Raw genomic sequence first — 15,986 nt, forward strand, 5'->3', positions numbered from 1 at the left:
TTTTACCCTCTGAGCTGCGCCGAGGAAGCCGAAGCTGTTGTCTAACGGCTCTCAACAAGCTGGCTCAGGGGCGTCGCTTTCTTCCTCAGCTCTTTAAAGATCGCCGCAGTCTATTTGGGGGAGTCTTCCTATGCAACTGACCTACCGGGGCATTGCCCACGACTTTGTCCCTTCTGCCCCCGCAACCTGCCAGCGGCAGGAGGTGCCAACGCGCTACCGGGGCCTGGCGTGGAGCTGGCCAGCCCAATCGGCGGTTGTGTCGCTGCCACAGTTTTCTGCCTTGAGGTATCGAGGCCTTGTCCTCAATCCGGCGGCGAAGGCAGCGAGCAGGGTGCCGGCGGCTATTTCCCCGCGCAAGGACTTTATAACCTTGGTCGAAGAAACCCATCGGCAAAACCTGCTGCGGCGACTACAAGAGCGCATTCGCGCTGCCCAGGCCCGCGGCGACGAGCATCTGTTGCGGCAACTGGAGCAGGAGCGACAACTGCTGGCCTGAGCTCTGCCTTGCCCTCCCTCCAGAGGTCGGGAGAATCCGGGATAATGGTGCTGCCCTATGCCGAAGCGAGGGGGGTAGCGGCTGTGAGCCTGTGGGTGAATCCTGGGAAGATTAGGGCATCCCGACAGTTGCCCATTGCCAAGGCGGCGGTGGGGAGCTAGGGGTATGAAAGAGTCTGCCCCGCGAATCCCATCCGCCGCGTCTTCTCCACCCCGTTCCTTGCTCTCGGTAGCAGGGCTGGTGGCAGGGGCCACGCTGCTCAGCAAGGGCATGGGGTTTATCCGTCAGGCCCTAATCGCGGCAGTCTACGGCTCGGGGACAGAGTACAGCGCCTTTAGCATAGCCTATGTCCTGCCTGGCTTTTTGTTGATCTTGCTGGGCGGGATCAACGGCCCCTTTCACAGCGCCATCGTCAGCGTGCTCAAAAAGCAGCAGCCGGGAAGAGAGGATCCGGCCCGTTGGCTAGAGTCCATTTCTACCTTGGTGGGCTGCCTGCTCTTAGCGGTGACGTTGGGCCTCTGGTGGGGAGCCGACTGGGTGGTGCGCCTGAGCGCACCAGGGGCCAGCCCCGAAGTGCATGCTCTTGCCGCCGAGCAGTTGCGGATCATGGCGCCGCTGGCCTTGCTCTCGGGCTGGATTGGCATTGGCTTTGGGGCGCTGAATGCGGCCGAGCACTACCTCTTGCCCGCCCTTAGCCCGTTGATCTCCAGCTTGTCAGTCATTGGGATCCTGCTCGCGTTGGGATGGACGGGGATCCCGACGTTGCTGGCCTGGGGGGTGCTCATCGGGGCCATCGCCCAGTGGTTGGCGCAGGTGCCGCTGCAGCAGCGGCTGGGGCTGGGGCGGCTGCGGCTGCGCTTTGAGTGGGGATCCCCGCCGGTGCGGGCGGTGGGCCTGCTGCTGTTGCCGGCGGTGATCTCCTCCGGCATGATCCACATCAATGTCTATGTGGATCTCTTTTTTGCCTCCTTCGTGCCCGGGGATCGCACCATCGGCAACTTGGGCTATGCCCAGCTTTTGGTGCAAACCCCCCTGGGGATCCTCTCCAACATGGTGCTGGTGCCCCTGATGCCTCTCTACGCCCAGCTGGCGGGGGATGGATCCCGCTGGCCGGAGCTGCGCCAGCGTATCCGCCAAGGGCTGATGGTGACGGCCATCCTCACCCTGCCCCTGGCGATGGTGCTGGTGGCCCTGGCCGAACCTATCGTTCAAGTAGCCTACCAGCGCGGTCGCTTTACGCCGGAGGTGACCCAGGAGGTGGCGGCCCTGCTGATGGCTTATGGGCTGGGGATGACCTGTTACCTGCTGCGGGATGTGCTGGTGCGTATCTTCTACGCCCTGGAGGATGGGGCTACGCCCCTGCACATCAGCGGCCTGGCCATCGGCCTCAACGCCCTGCTGGACTTCCTGTTTTTGCCAACCTTTGGAGCACCGGGCATTGCCTTGGCCACGGCAGGCGTTAACCTGATGGCTCTGATTGGGCTGGGGATCCGCCTCCACCAGCGCTTGCCGGAGATCCCCTGGCAGGAGATGGGGCAGGCCCTGCTGCCGTTGCTGGGGATCACCGCCTTGGCCGGGGGCCTCAGCCATTGGCTGTGGACGCAACTGCGCTCCCACGAGATTCTCGGCTCTTCTCTAATCACCGCCGCCCTCTGGGCCGGTCTGGCCGCCGGCATCGGTCTCAGCTTGTTTGCGGCAGGGGCCCTGTATCTGCGGATCCCGGAAGTGAACTGGCTGGCAGCCCAGATCCAGACGCGCCTGAGCAAGATTGCCAGCCAGCGATCTCCATCCAGATCCTAGGCAGGCCCGACTAGCTGATGGCTTCGAGGTAGTCTCGCACTCGGTTGCGCCGCTTCGGCTGCCGCAGCTTTTGCAGGGCTTTGGCCTCGATTTGCCGTACCCGCTCCCGCGACAGATCCAAGGCGCGGCCAATTTCCGCCAGCGAGTAGGTGCGCCCATCCCCCAACCCAAAGCGCATGCGGATCACATCCCGCTCGCGGCTGGTGAGATCTGCCAGCAACTGCTGTAGATCGCGATGCAGGGCCTCCCGCATCATCGTCTCTTCGGGGGAGATGTCGTCGGTTTCCAGCAGATCCCCCAGCTCAGTGTCCTTGTCTTTGCCCACCTTGGTTTCCAGAGAAACCGAGCGCGGCACCCGCACCAGCAGCTCCCTGACCTGGGGCACCGTCATCTCCAGCTCGGAAGCAATATCCTCAATGGTGGGGGTACGGCCTTTCTCCTGGGAAAGCTTGCGCTGGGCTTTTTTGATCTTGTTCAGCTTCTCGGTGATGTGAACGGGCAAGCGGATAGTGCGGCTCTGGGTGGCGATGGCGCGGGTGATGCCCTGCCGGATCCACCAGTAGGCGTAGGTGCTGAAGCGATAGCCCTTCTTGGGATCGAACTTCTCCACCGCTCGCTCCAGGCCCAGCGTGCCCTCTTGGATCAAGTCCAGCAGCTCCAGGCCGCGATTTTGATATTTTTTCGCCACCGACACCACCAGGCGCAGGTTAGCTTTGATCATGTGCTCTTTGGCGCGCTTGCCAATTCGCTGGATCTGCTGTAGCTTCTCGGGGGTGAGGTTGGCCCATTCGGGGTACTGGTTGGCCCTAGCTGCCCACTCGGCCAGAGTTGGCTCCCGTCCCAACTCTTTCTGCAGGCGCAGGCGCACATCCAAAAGCTTCATGTAGTCTTGGACTCTTTGGGCCAGAGCCACCTCCTCATCGCGACCCAGGAGGGGAACACGACCGATCTCCTGCAAATAAAGGCGCACCAGATCGGTGGAGCGGCGAGCTGGCTCCTCTTCTGCAAACTCGCTCTCGGCCAGATCTACCTCTGCTTCCTCAGCGGGATCGAGGAGATCGCCATCCAACAAAATGTCGTTGAGCTCAGGTTCGTAGTTAGACATGTAAGGTATTGCTGAAACAGCGACAGAGGCAGGCAAACCAAAAGGGCAGGACTGGGAGGAAATCTCTAAGGCTGGTGTCTCCCTGGAGCGGTTGCTTTGCGCCGTCATCGCTCGAGTGGGGCAGGCACCCTCCTCCTCAACCCTCGCTGCAGAGCTCTGCCCTCTTAAAGGAGGCTACCCTGGAAAGGGAGAGAGACAAGAGTCAGTAAAGCAGAAGCCTCTTATCATAACTTAATTATTATTATAGTTGCACTTCCCAGCCGAGAGGCACGAGATCCGGCGTAGCCTCCCCTCCTCTTGAACTGCCACTGAGGTTGCTGAAAAGCGCACTGCCCTCCGAGGGGTTTTTTGCCCATGCGAGCTACAAAGCGATAGAGGTGGCAACTCGGTTTTTCTTTGGAGGAGGGGGCGGCCAGCTCCTCTGAGAAGTCTAAACTGGTCAGCAGGCGTGTAAACTAGCATTCCATGAACTGCTTTCTTGCCAAGTCTCCTTCTTTCTGGTCAGGAGAGAAAGCCCCGATCGCAGTTGCGCCGCCCATCAACTTTGGCTCTCTATCCGAGGCACGTGCGGCAGTAGCCGCCTCTTCTTCCTTGCAAGGGGAGACAATTTCAACGCTACTGCTTACGGTCTTGCTGGCCATCGGCCTGTTCTTTTTTCTGCGAGCCTCTGGCAAAGACCGCGTCGAAGCTCGTCTCTATTTTAGCAGTCGCAACCTGGAAGAAATGGGATCCCTTCTCCGAAAGCACCTGGAGGGGCGCGCCTATCGCTTGCAATCTGCTGACCCGGAGGGGATCGCCACCTTTGTGGGTCAGGCGCGGGCCAGTGTGGGGTTGGCTGTTTTTTTGACGGGGCTGGCGGGGGCAGGGCTGGCCTGTTTGGCCCTGGTGCTGCAGATGCTGCAGCCGGCTTGGGGAGCCTGGCCTTGGACGCTGCTGCTGGCCTCTCCTTGGGCGGGCTGGTACTACTGGCGGCGCAGCCACCGCCCGCAGCAGATCCGCCTGAAGCTGCAAGAGGCCGCTCCGCCCCCCGGATCCCACCTCTGGGTGGAGGGGCAGCGGGAGGAGCTGGAGGTGCTGGCCGCCACCTTGGGGCTGGAAGAACGGGATCCGGAGCGAGGATAGACCTAGAGCTCCTCGGGGTAGAGGGAGGTCGGGATCAGGGATAGTTGATCCCCAGCCTTGGCATCGCAGTCGGGTATCCCGCGGGAATTGGATTCTTGCTTGAACCGTTTCTTGGGGTTGTTTGAAGAAGGGCGGCTTTTCCCCTGGCTGCGCAGGCCGAGGCCGATGCGGCTGTGTTGTTCCACCAGGGCCAGCACCTGTTTGGCCCGCTCGATCACCGGCTGGGGCAGGCCGGCCATGCGCCCCACCTCGATGCCGTAGGAGCGGTCGGCTCCGCCAGGTTGCACCTGGTGCAAAAAGATGATGCGATCCCGGAGCTCTTTGACCACCACCTGGAAGTTGGCCACGTTGGGCAGCAGGGTTTCCAGTTGGTTGAGCTCGTGGTAGTGGGTGGCAAAGATCGTGCGGGCGCGCACCTGGGTGGCCAGGTACTCGGCTACGGCCCAGGCGATAGAAAGGCCGTCGAAGGTGGCGGTGCCGCGGCCAATCTCGTCCAAAAGCACCAGGGAGCGCTCGCCGGCGTGGTTGAGGATGTTGGCCGTCTCGTTCATCTCCACCATGAAGGTGGACTGTCCCGTGGCCAGGTCATCGACGGCGCCGATGCGGGTAAACACGCGGTCGCACAGGCCCAGCTCCGCCCGCCGCGCCGGGACAAAGCTGCCCATCTGGGCCAGGATCTGGATCAGCCCAATCTGCCGCAAGTAGGTGGACTTGCCGGACATGTTGGGGCCGGTGAGGACGATGAGATCCGGGCCGTGGGGGGATCCCAGGCGCACCGAGTTGGGGACAAATAGGCCCTGGGGCAACGATTTCTCCACCACGGGGTGGCGCCCCTCTTCGATGATCAGGCGGCGATCGGCGGTGATCACGGGACGGGTGTAGCCCTGCTGCACGGCCACCTCGGCCAGGCCAAAGAGAGCATCGACAGCAGCCAGGGTCTGGGCCACCTGGCGGATGGCGGCAGCTTGGGATCCCGCCTCCTGGCGCAGTTGTACAAACAGCTCGTACTCCCGCTGGTTGATCTCGGTTTGGGCGGTGAGGATGCGGGCCTCTTTTTCTTTGAGCTCAGGGGTGATGAAGCGCTCTTCGTTGGTTAGCGTCTGCTTGCGGATGTACTCCTTGGGCACCTGCTGGGCCTTGGCGCGGCTGATGCTGAGGTAATAGCCAAAGGCCTTGTTGAAGCCCACTTTGAGGGTGGGGATGCCGGTGCGCTCGCGCTCGGTTTTCTCCAACTGGGCAATCCAGTGGCGGTCTTGCTCCACCTGCTGCCGCAGCCTGTCCAGCTCGGCATCTACCCCAGGCCGGATCAACCCCCCTTCGGTGAGCACAGGGGGCGGCGAGGGCAGGAGGGTGTGCTCGATGCGGTGGCCCAGGTCAACCAGAGCGGGATCCACCTGTTGTAGGCTCTGCAGGAGGGGGGTTTGGGCTTCGGCCACCAGCTCGGCCAACTGGGGCAGTTTGCCCAAAGAGGATCCCAGGGCCACCAGCTCGCGCGGGTTGGCGGTGCCGGAGGCGACGCGGTTGGCCAGCCGCTCCAGGTCGTAGAGAGAGTCCAGCAGGGATCCCAGGCGGGTGCGCAGGGAGGGGCTTTCCAAGAGCTCCTGGATGGTGTCTTGGCGGAGGCGGATTTGCTCTGGATCTCGCAAAGGCTGCAACAGCCAGCGGCGTAGGGTGCGTCCCCCCATGGCGGTGCGGCTGCGATCCAGCACCCAGAGCAGGGATCCGACAAAGGCCCCCTCGCGGATGGTCTGGGTCAGCTCCAGGTTGCGACGGGTTTGGGTGTCCAATATCAGGTAGTCGGTGAGCTGGTAGGTGCGAGGCGGGCGCAGGAGCGGATGGCCCCCCTGAGGGGAAGGCTGCACCAGGTTTTTTTGAGTTTCTTCCAGGTAGTGGAGCAATCCTCCCGCCGCCCGAATGGCCAGGGGCAGCCCCTCGCAGCCCAAGCCCTCCAAGGAGCGCAGGCCGTAGGTCTGCAGCAGGTTTTCCCGCGCCGTGGCCAGCTCAAAGGGTTCGGCTGGCCGCAGGGTATAGGTGTACTGGCCGGGCAGGCCCAGGGGGGCTTGGGGATCCCCGGGCCGCATCAGGCCCAGGCCCAGCCCCTCTTCGGTGGGCAGCAGGATCTCCGCCGGCTGCAGCCGCGCCAGCTCCTGTTCTAGCTGCTCTTGCCCCTCGCCCTGGCAGACCCAGAACTCGCCGGTGGAAATGTCGGCATAGGCCAGGCCCCAGACCGTTTGCTTGGAGCCTCTCAGGCGGACAATGGCCGCCAGGTAGTTATTTTGCCGCGCCTGCAGCAGCTCCTCTTCGATGACGGTGCCGGGTGTGATCACCCGCGTCACTTCCCGCCGCACCAGGCCTTTGGCTTGATCCGCCGGCTCCATCTGGTCGCAGACGGCCAGGGCGTAGCCTTTGGCCACCAACTGGGCGGCATAGCGGTCGAAGGCGTGGTAAGGGATCCCGCACATGGGCACCCGGCCAATGGCCCCTGCCTCTCGCCCGGTGAGCACCAGCTCCAGCTCCCGCGACACCAGTTGCGCGTCCTGGAAAAACATCTCGTAGAAATCCCCCAGGCGGTAGAGCAGAATGGCGTGCGGGTATTGCCGCTTCAGCTCCACGTAGTGCTGCATCATGGGGGTGAGCAGGGCGGGATCCACCTGCAGGGCATCCCAAGTGGTCTCAGCAGAAGAAGCCATGGCACCAATGCTTGCAAGAGGGGGCCAAATTCAGGGTCCATCCAACCCAAGCTAACCGGCTTGGGCCATTCTATTTGATTTGAGATCTTCCCCCCTCTCCCTCCGGAAGAGAGGAGATTACCAAGCGGCGCCATAAAGCCCCGCCCTTTAGGTCAGGGATATAAGGCGCAGATTGTTTTATCTGATAAGACCCAGAATAAAATAGATTCATGTTAGTCAGGGAAGCCAAACTCCTCAACGGGACGCCAAAGCAGTATCAAGCTTTGGACGAAGCCATCCGCACCGCACAGTTTGTGCGCAACAAATGCCTGCGCCATTGGATGGACAATCGGGGGGTAGGGAAGAAGCATCTGTATGCTTTCTGCAAAGACTTGGCGAAGGAGTTCCCATTTGCGAATAAGCTCAACTCTGCTGCTCGGCAGGCGAGTGCGGAGCGAGCATGGCTATCGATTTCCAACTTCTACAGACGGTGCAAGCAGGGCGAAAAGAAGAAAGGCTATCCCCAGTTCAAGAAGCATTGCCGGTCTGTGGAATACAAGCAATCGGGCTGGAAGTTATCTGATGATGGCCTGTCTATCACCTTCACGGACGGGTTTGGAGCAGGGACCTTTGCGCTGTACTGCAATGGAGAAGCAAGACAGGATATCCTGAGCTCCAAAATCAACCGTGTGCGGGTGATCCGAAGAGCAGATGGGTACTATGCCCAGTTCTGTCTGGATGTAGACCGCAAGGAGCAAGGACAATACACAGGCAATGTTATCGGTATTGATCTTGGGCTCAAGCATTTCTACACCGACCAGAACGGCAATACCGTGAATTGCCCGAAGTTTTTGCGCCGCAGCGAGAAGCGGCTAAAAAGGCATCAACGCAAGTTGAGCAGGATGTTCGCAAAAGGGAGAAAACCGCAATCAAACAACTACCACAAACAGAAGAACCGAGTAGGTAGGATTGACCTCAAAGTCCAGCGCCAGCGTAGAGACTGGGCGATTAAGCTAGCCCGGTGCGTAGTGATGTCTAACGACATCGTGGTGTATGAGGACTTGCCGGTGAAGAACTTGGTCAAAAATCGTCATCTTGCCAAATCGATCCAAGATGCTAGCTGGTCGCTATTCACTCACTGGCTAGACTACTACGGCAAGGTGTGGGGCAAGGCAATCGTAGCAGTGCCGCCTCAATACACCACGCAGGATTGTAGTGGTTGTGGGCATAGAGTGGTTAAGACTCTGTCTACGCGAACTCATATTTGCCCCAAGTGTCTGCTTGTGCTGGATAGGGATCAGAATGCAGCTCTGAATATCCTGAAGAAGGGGCTAAGCCTTTTGGGGCTCAGCATCTTTAAGTTAAGCGTCTTAGGGTTGAAATGGCAAAACGGTACCTTAGGGCATAAGGGAACCGCTGCCCCCCGCCCCCCTGTGTCCCCCCGTATACGGGGGGATGTAGGGGGGCCTGGGGGTCGGGAACGCTTGGGGAGAGATGCACCGCTGCTGTAGAGGGGCAACCCGATACGGTAAGTGCGCCCGTAGAACCAAGAACAAGAATCCCCTGCCTTTAGGTAGGGGAGTATGTCAAGGACTTCCCATTCCACGGCTGCTGGGAATGACCCTACCCGGGGCAGTCGGATCCCTGGCAGGTTAGGCCTGAGTAGGTTGGGTGTTGCCCGATCTCACGCCAAAGGGTTGGCACTCAAGGGGGGGACGCGGGCAGAAGCTTATTAGAACTGACTTGCAATAACCCAGAAAGCCTGTTATTCTGGCAGCTACGTCTTTATTGAATCTAAGTCTCAACAAGCTGGAAAGCTTGGCGGGGTTGGGCTCGCTGCTCTGGCGAGCCGGTCGGAGCTGTCTTGCGGCTCTCCCCCTCTCAAAAGTCCTGAGGTTTGCGATGTTGGCCAATCAAGGGCGTCTGTCATCAGGAGTTGACTCGGAGACACGCTGGGGGCAGGCCAGGCGGATCCTCTCGCCGGTCGGCTTGGCGGTTCTGCTACTGAGTGTCATCCTCTTGCTGCTTTGGATCTCGATTGCCTTGGGATCCGTTCCCATGACTTTTGCGGAGCTGTGGCAGGCCCTGTGGGGGCAAGGGGATCCAGTCCGGCAGACCATTGTCTGGCAGTTGCGGCTGCCGCGGGCACTTTTGGCCCAGTTGCTGGGGGCGGCCTTGGGGATGGCGGGGGCCCTGCTGCAGGGGATGTTGGGCAATGGGCTGGCGGATCCCTACCTGCTGGGCATCTCGGCGGGGGCGGGCCTGGCGGCGGTGGGGCTGCTCACCTGGGGGGAGTGGACGGCTTGGGTGCCCTTGGCGGCTTGGGTGGGCGGGGTGCTGACCACGGTGTTGGTGTATGGCCTGGCGCGCACCCGCTCCGGGCTGGCGGTGGAGCGGCTGATCTTGGCGGGGGTGGCCGTCAGCGCGCTCTTTGGGGCCATTAGCTCCACCTTATTGTTGATGGCCGATGAGCGGGTGCAGGTGGCCCTGACGTGGTTGATCGGCAGCCTGAGCGGGCGGGGCTGGCCGGAGGTGCGGGTGGCCGGGGTGTACATCCTGGTCGGGCTGGGGCTGGGCTGGGCGCAGGCGCGGGCTTTGAACCTGCTGGGCCTGGGAGAAGAGATGGCGGTGAGCTTGGGGATCCCGTTGGCGCGGACGCGGGTGGCCATCGGCCTGGTGGCAGCTTTGTTGGCGGCGGCAGCCGTCAGCGTGGGGGGGTTGATCGGCTTTGTGGGGTTGGTGGTGCCCCACATGGTGCGCCAGGGGGTGGGATCGGATCACCGCTGGCTGTTGCCCCTTTCGGCCCTCGGGGGGGCAGCTCTGTTGAGCGGCGCCGATCTCCTCACCCGGCTGGGGGCTGTGGAGCTGCCGGTGGGGATCGTCACGGCGTTGATGGGGGCGCCGTTTTTCGGCTGGCTGCTGCGGCAGCAGGGGGCAGAGCGATGAGGGAGGGCCGGCCAATTTTGCAGGCCGAGGGGCTGAGCGGGGGCTATGGCTCGCGGCAGGTGATCCATCAGGTGAGCTTCAGCCTGCAGGCGGGGGAATGGCTGAGCATTGTCGGCCCCAATGGCTCCGGCAAATCGACGTTGCTGCGGCTGCTGAGCCGAGTGTTGATCCCGCAGGCGGGGCGTGTGTACCTGAACGGTTGGGATCTGCACACCCAGCTCAGCCCGCAACAGGTGGCCCGGCAGTTGGCCCTTTTGCCCCAGCAGCCGCGGATCCCGGCAGGGCTGACGGTGTGGCAATTGGTGAGCTTGGGGCGTTCTCCTCACCAGCCCTGGTGGGTGTGGCAGTTGCCGCGGGCAGATCGGCAGCGGGTGGAATGGGCGCTGGCGCAGACGGGACTGGGATCCCTGGCCCTGAGGCGGGTGGAGACGCTCTCCGGCGGCGAGCGGCAGCGGGCTTTCCTGGCGCTGGCCCTGGTGCAGGAGCCGCAGGTGCTGCTGTTGGACGAGCCCACCACGTTTTTGGATCTGCGCCACCAACTGGAGCTGCTGGAGCTGTTGCGACGGCTGCAGCAGGAGCAAGGGCTGACGGTGATTACCGTGCTGCACGACCTGAACCTGGCCATTCGCTACAGCCGGCGGGTGGCCCTGCTGGGATCCGGCCAGTTGCAGGCCCTGGGATCCCCGCAGGCGGTCTTGACCCCCAGCAGGGTGCAGGAGGTGTTTGGCCTGGAGGTGGAGTGGATGCCAACGCCGGTGGGGCCGCAGCTTTGCCCCCTGCGCAGCGCAGACCCAGCAAGGCCCCTCTGGCTGGGAGGAAAGGGTGTTGAGGCGAAGGTTTGACTTGGTTTTTTGTGGGTTTTTGGGAGAGTGAAACGTTATGCGAGTAACCGGTTGGGGCTGGAAGGCGGTGAGCTTGGGGCTGGGCCTGGGGCTGAGTTGGGGATCCCTGGCCCAGGCGCAACCCGCGGCTCGGATCCCTGAGACTCCTTTGCTGGCCCAGGCCACCCCTCGGGGAGCCACCACCATCCAGGAGCAGATTCGCGAGCTAGAAGCCCAGATCGAAGCTGCCCGCCGGCGGGGGGATCAGGCGGAGGTGGAGCGGCTGCAAGCGGATCTGCAAGTGCTGCGGCAGGGCACCCCCGTCTTCAACCTGCAGCAGGTTACGGTCACCGGCACCCGCACCGAGCGCACCCTGGCCGACTCCCCGGCCACCATCACCGTCATCGACCGGGAGCGCCTGCGGCAGGAGCTTATCCAGAACATCCAGGATCTGGTGCGCTACGAGCCGGGGGTGAGCGTGCGGCGAAATGTCCGCTATGGCCTGCAGGACTTCAACATCCGCGGCCTCGACGCCAACCGGGTGCTGATCCAGGTGGACGGGATCCGGCAGCCGGAGCGGTTTTCCTTCGGCCCCTTCAACATCGGGCGGGACACCTTTGAGCTGGAGACCCTGAAGACGGTGGAGATCATCCGCGGCCCCGCTTCCACCCTCTACGGCAGCGATGCCTTGGGGGGCGTGGTAACCTACACTACTCTAGACCCGGCGGATCTGCTGGGGGAACGGGACAGCCATGTGGGCCTCTCCAGCCAGTACGACAGCAAAAACCAAGGCTTTGTCAACACCCTCAGCTTGGCGGGCCGGCAGGGGAACTTGGAAGCCCTGCTCATCTACACCCGCCGCGACGCCAGGGAGCCGGATATCAAAGCGGATCCCAGCTTTAAAGATCGACAAACGGTGGATGGGGACAACGTTTTGGCCAAGCTGGTTTACCGCTTCAGCCCCTTGGAAAGCCTCACCCTGACCGGCGAGTACTTCAACAGCCGCACCACCACCACGTTCTCGCGGCGCAACCTGGATCCCGGCATCAGCTTATTTAGGGAAACCATCGACACCGAGCGCAGCCGCCTCAGTTTGGAGTATCGCTACGCCAACCCTGAGAATCCCGCTTTTGAGTTGGCCACCGCCCAGATTTACTACCAGCCCGCCCGCACCCGCGAGCCCAGCGTGGAAGAGCGCACCATCACCGTGCAGGGCCGACCCGTACCTGTGCGGCGAGATACCTTCAACGAGCTGGTCAGCAACATTTTAGGAGCCAGCCTGCAGGCCCAAAGCCGCTTCCAAACCGGGGATCTCTCCCACCGCCTGGTGTATGGCATGGAGATTTCCACCACCCGCAACGAACGACCCCGCAACCGTTTTCAGACCAACCTGCAAACCGGAGCGGTAACCCAAAACATTCCCCCAGACACCTTTCCCACCAAAGATTTTCCCGACTCGGACACCGTCCGTTTTGGGCTGTATGTGCAGGATGAGATCGATTTCGGCGGCGGCAACTTGACGTTGATCCCCGGCATCCGCTACGACACCTACAACCTCACCCCCAGTCCCGATGAAGCTTTCCTCAAAAGTGGGTCAGAAGCGGCCAGCCTCTTTGCCGATGCCGTTTCCCCCAAGCTGGGCCTGGTGTGGAGGATAAACCCCAACCTTACCTTTACGGCCCAGTACAACACCGGCTTTCGGGCCCCCCAATACAACGAGATCAACAGCGGCTTCACCAACTTGGTCAGCCCCTTCTTTCGCTATCGCACCCTCTCCAACCCCGACTTGCGCCCGGAAACCAGCCAGGGTTTTGAAGTGGGTTTGCGAGGGATCTACCCGCAGGCCAGCTTCAGTTTGGCCGCCTACTACAACACCTACAACGACTTTATCGAGGCGTTCCGGCGGGTGGGATCTGAGCCCTCGCCCCCCGGCCCCCCCGGCAGCCCGCCGCCCCCGCCGGTCATCCTCTTCCAGAGCCAAAACGTCAGCCGCGCCCGCATCTACGGCGTGGAAGCGACAGGGCAATATTTCTTCAGCCCCGACCTAACCGGCTGGAGCCTAAACGGCAGCTTTGCCTGGGCGGTGGGGGACAATCTTACAGAAAACAAGCCCCTGCTTTCGATTGAGCCGCTGACGGCGGTGCTGGGGCTGCACTACGACGATCCCAGCCAGGTGTGGGGGGCGAGGCTGGTGGCCACGCTGGTGGCGGATCCGCGGGATCCGCAGCGGGAGGTGGTGCAAACTAACCCCAACGCTCCCCCGCAGATTCCCTTTGTGCCCAGCGGCTATACGGTGGTGGATCTGCTGGGCTACTACAACCTGGACGACAACTGGCAGCTCAATTTCGGGGTGTTCAACCTCTTCGACGAGAAGTATTTTCTCTACTCCGAGACCCGCACCCTCTTTGTCGGCCCTGAGGTGGAGCGGCGGGCCCAGCCGGGGCGCCATGTGGCCCTCAGCTTCTCCAGCCGCTTCTAGGACTCCCCGCCAGCCGTGCCCATCGAGATAGCCCCGAGCCATGCTCGCCGAACCCCCCACTCACACCAACCGGGGATCCGCTTCTTCGGGGAGGGGATCCCACCCTCGGCTTTTGTGGCGCCTGCAGATGGGGTATTGGCAGCAGGCAGGCATGGCCTACGGGGTGGGTCTGGCCTGGCTGGAGCTGGGGCTGTGGGCAATGGGGCGGCGCCAAAGATCTGGAGGACTGCGTTGGATCGGCTGGGGGGAGAAGCTACTTAGGGAGGCGCTGCTGGCGGGCTATTGCTCCCTTGCCCTCTCAGTTGCCTGCGCCTCGCTGGAGGATCTCCCTGAGTTGCCTGGGCAAAGTCGGGAGCCCCGCCCGCTGCGCTGGGAGACTTTGCTCTCGCTGCTTCTGCATCTGCTGGGGCTGCTGGGATGGGTTGGGTGGGGATTTCGACCTCTGCTGGAGCCCGAAGTGCGGATCCCGGTCACGCTGTGGCTGGAGGATCCGCTGCCGCCGCAGCTTGCGGCAGAGGCAGATTCGGCCTTGCCCAAGCCGGCAGGGGAGCCGAGCGACCCGGCCCCGGAATCACCTCCCGCGGATAACCCACCCCCACCGGCTCCTGCGCCTCAGGAGAGAGTAGAGACCACGGCCGTTCCCAAGTCTGAGCTGGCTTTGCAAACGCCGCCCCCCACCCCTACGCCTGTTCCCACAGCAAAGCCGGAGCCGACCCCTCCACCCACGCCGATGGCCGCACCAACCCCTCCTCCGCCCTCCCCAACACCGACGGTCACCCCCTCACCACAGCAGCCCCCTCCAACTCCGGTGGCTACCCCCACGGCTGCACCTGTGGCCGACAGGCCGCCCCCCGTGGCTGCTACGAGCGCTCCCATTCCCCGCTTCACCCCCCTCATCCAAGGGATCCGTTCGGGTGGCGGGGGCACTGCTTCCCCCGGCGGGAGCGAGGGATCTGGATCCAGCGCTCCTGGGACGGGTGGCCTCGGTGGATCCCAAGCGCAGGGTTCTGCGCCGACAGCGGCAGAAGGGGCCGGGGAGGCATCCTCCCCCACCTCCTCGCCCGCAGCAGTGGCTGCCAGGCCGGACATCCTGGCCCGCCCCATCCCGGGGCGCAACCCGCCGCCGCAGTACCCTCCCCAAGCCCGCCGCCTCAACCAGCAGGGGCAAGTGCTGTTGCGGGTCAAGGTGGATGCCCAAGGGCAGGTGCAGCAGGTGGAAATTGTCTCTTCCAGCGGCTTCCCGGCCCTGGACAGGGCCGCACAAGAGGCGGTGCAACGCTGGCAATTTAGCCCCGCCTTGAGGAACAACACCCCGATTGAGTCGTGGGTAACGGTGCCGATTCAGTTCACCCTCAATTGACTGTTTTGGAACTGTTTTGGAGATCGTCCATGCCGTCTTGTCTTTCTCGCCGTCAACTCCTTGTCTTGGGCCTGGCCAGCCTGGGGGTTTGGGGAATGGGTCGCTTGGCCCGCGCCCAAAGCCAGATCCCGCCAGCTCCGGTTCGGCGAGTGGCCAGCCTCACCACCTTGACAGCCGATATTCTCTATCGCCTGGCTCCGGACAAGCTGGTGGGGATCCCGTCCGGGCGCTTGTTGGAGGCGGATCCCCGCTTTCAGGGCATAACTCGGCTGGGGCTGGGCAACCAACCTAACCTGGAGCAAATCGTGGCCCTGCAACCGGACTGGGTGGTGGGGGCCAGTGGCTTTCACACGGCTTTGGCAGAACGATTGCAGGCATTGGGGATCCCCACCTATCTCACGCAGGTGGACAGTTGGGCTGCCCTGGAAGCAACCATCGCCACTCTGGCTGCTGCCTTGGGGGCGGATCCGGATCCCTTGCTGCGGGAGTACGGATCGCTTTTGCCCCAGGAGCTGCCCCCAGTTCGCCCCAAAACCCTGCTTTTGGTGGGCACCCAGCCGATTCTCTCTCCCAACCGGCAAAGCTGGGCCGGGGATCTGCTGGAGCGCTTTGGCGCCGATAACCTGACGGCTGCCCTGCAAAGCCAAGGGCAATTTCGCGGCTATGTCACCCTTGCGGCAGAGCGCATCCTGGAAGCCAACCCCGAGGTTTTGTTGGTGGTCAACCCGGAGGCGGCGGATCCCTTGGCCTTTTTCCGTTCCCGCCCCTTTTGGAATCAACTGCAAGCTGTTCAAACCCAGAGGGTCTATGGATTTGACTACTACGGCTTGGTCAACCCCGGCACCCTGGAGAAGATTAGAGCGGCCTGCGAGCAGTTGGCCCGGATTTTTTCGGAGGGCTGACCCAAGGGAACGCGGGAGATAGCCTTCCTGTTTGAAATATCTTGAAATATCTTTCTAGTCCAAGCTGTAGCGGGTGAGGCGCTGCACCTGGTCGGGGGTGAGGCCCAGCTCTTGGGCAATCTGGGCGGCCACCCGATCCGGATCGATCCGGATCCAGCTCCGGAAATTCAAATTCCAGCTTGCGCAGGTGGGGATTGGTGGTAGTCACCTCCACCTTGGTGTAGCCACGGGAGCGGCGGATCTCCGCCTGAATGGAAAGAATATCCAGAGCCAAGGTGGCTTGTTG

11 protein-coding genes are annotated in these 15,986 nt (G+C 62.6%); 9 read left to right on the plus strand and 2 right to left on the minus strand.

Annotation, left to right across the window (positions count from 1 at the left end):
- The first annotated feature begins 130 nt into the window (after nucleotides 1-130).
- Both SYN65AY6A5_RS01425 and murJ read left to right on the plus strand, forming a co-directional pair.
- Nucleotides 131-496, plus strand: coding sequence for a DUF4278 domain-containing protein (locus SYN65AY6A5_RS01425; protein ID WP_011430853.1), 366 nt, complete (start codon nucleotides 131-133; stop codon nucleotides 494-496).
- Between the two features lie 165 nt (nucleotides 497-661).
- Nucleotides 662-2,296, plus strand: coding sequence for a murein biosynthesis integral membrane protein MurJ (gene murJ / locus SYN65AY6A5_RS01430; RefSeq protein WP_011430852.1), 1,635 nt, complete (start codon nucleotides 662-664; stop codon nucleotides 2,294-2,296).
- Nucleotides 2,297-2,306: 10 nt separating this feature from the next.
- Here murJ and sigC read toward each other — a convergent pair whose 3' ends face one another.
- Nucleotides 2,307-3,410, minus strand: coding sequence for an RNA polymerase sigma factor SigC (gene sigC, locus SYN65AY6A5_RS01435; RefSeq protein WP_041439130.1), 1,104 nt, complete (start codon nucleotides 3,408-3,410; stop codon nucleotides 2,307-2,309).
- 456 nt (nucleotides 3,411-3,866) lie between these two features.
- Between sigC and SYN65AY6A5_RS01440 the strand changes: the two genes are divergently transcribed.
- Nucleotides 3,867-4,523, plus strand: a complete 657-nt coding sequence (locus SYN65AY6A5_RS01440; protein ID WP_099813015.1) for a cofactor assembly of complex C subunit B — start codon at nucleotides 3,867-3,869, stop codon at nucleotides 4,521-4,523.
- 2 nt (nucleotides 4,524-4,525) lie between these two features.
- Here the strand turns inward: SYN65AY6A5_RS01440 and mutS are convergent, their stop codons facing one another.
- Nucleotides 4,526-7,213: a DNA mismatch repair protein MutS gene (gene mutS / locus SYN65AY6A5_RS01445; RefSeq protein WP_071813525.1), complete on the minus strand. Its 2,688-nt coding sequence runs from the start codon at nucleotides 7,211-7,213 to the stop codon at nucleotides 4,526-4,528.
- 209 nt (nucleotides 7,214-7,422) lie between these two features.
- Here mutS and SYN65AY6A5_RS01450 point away from each other — a divergent pair, with 209 nt between their 5' ends.
- The 6 genes from SYN65AY6A5_RS01450 to SYN65AY6A5_RS01475 all read left to right on the plus strand — a co-directional run bounded on the left by SYN65AY6A5_RS01450 (nucleotide 7,423) and on the right by SYN65AY6A5_RS01475 (nucleotide 15,700).
- Nucleotides 7,423-8,703 (plus strand): RNA-guided endonuclease TnpB family protein, encoded by a 1,281-nt coding sequence (locus tag SYN65AY6A5_RS01450; RefSeq protein ID WP_011430848.1) that lies wholly within the window; start codon nucleotides 7,423-7,425, stop codon nucleotides 8,701-8,703.
- A 391-nt stretch (nucleotides 8,704-9,094) separates the two neighbouring features.
- Nucleotides 9,095-10,138 carry an iron ABC transporter permease gene (locus SYN65AY6A5_RS01455; RefSeq protein WP_011430847.1) on the plus strand — a complete coding sequence of 348 codons (1,044 nt, stop codon included), beginning with the start codon at nucleotides 9,095-9,097 and terminating at the stop codon, nucleotides 10,136-10,138.
- Nucleotides 10,135-10,980: an ABC transporter ATP-binding protein gene (locus tag SYN65AY6A5_RS01460; protein ID WP_011430846.1), complete on the plus strand. Its 846-nt coding sequence runs from the start codon at nucleotides 10,135-10,137 to the stop codon at nucleotides 10,978-10,980. The genes SYN65AY6A5_RS01455 and SYN65AY6A5_RS01460 overlap by 4 nt, the downstream gene beginning before the upstream one ends.
- Nucleotides 10,981-11,017: 37 nt before the next feature.
- Nucleotides 11,018-13,438: a TonB-dependent hemoglobin/transferrin/lactoferrin family receptor gene (locus SYN65AY6A5_RS01465; RefSeq protein WP_099813016.1), complete on the plus strand. Its 2,421-nt coding sequence runs from the start codon at nucleotides 11,018-11,020 to the stop codon at nucleotides 13,436-13,438.
- 40 nt (nucleotides 13,439-13,478) lie between these two features.
- Nucleotides 13,479-14,798, plus strand: coding sequence for an energy transducer TonB (locus SYN65AY6A5_RS14635; RefSeq protein WP_011430844.1), 1,320 nt, complete (start codon nucleotides 13,479-13,481; stop codon nucleotides 14,796-14,798).
- Nucleotides 14,799-14,827: 29 nt separating this feature from the next.
- Nucleotides 14,828-15,700, plus strand: a complete 873-nt coding sequence (locus tag SYN65AY6A5_RS01475; protein WP_099813017.1) for an ABC transporter substrate-binding protein — start codon at nucleotides 14,828-14,830, stop codon at nucleotides 15,698-15,700.
- Nucleotides 15,701-15,986: the final 286 nt, after the last annotated feature.

Origin of the sequence: Synechococcus sp. 65AY6A5 (genome assembly GCF_002760415.1) — a bacterium.
In the GTDB taxonomy this organism is placed as follows: Bacteria; Cyanobacteriota; Cyanobacteriia; order Thermostichales; family Thermostichaceae; genus Thermostichus.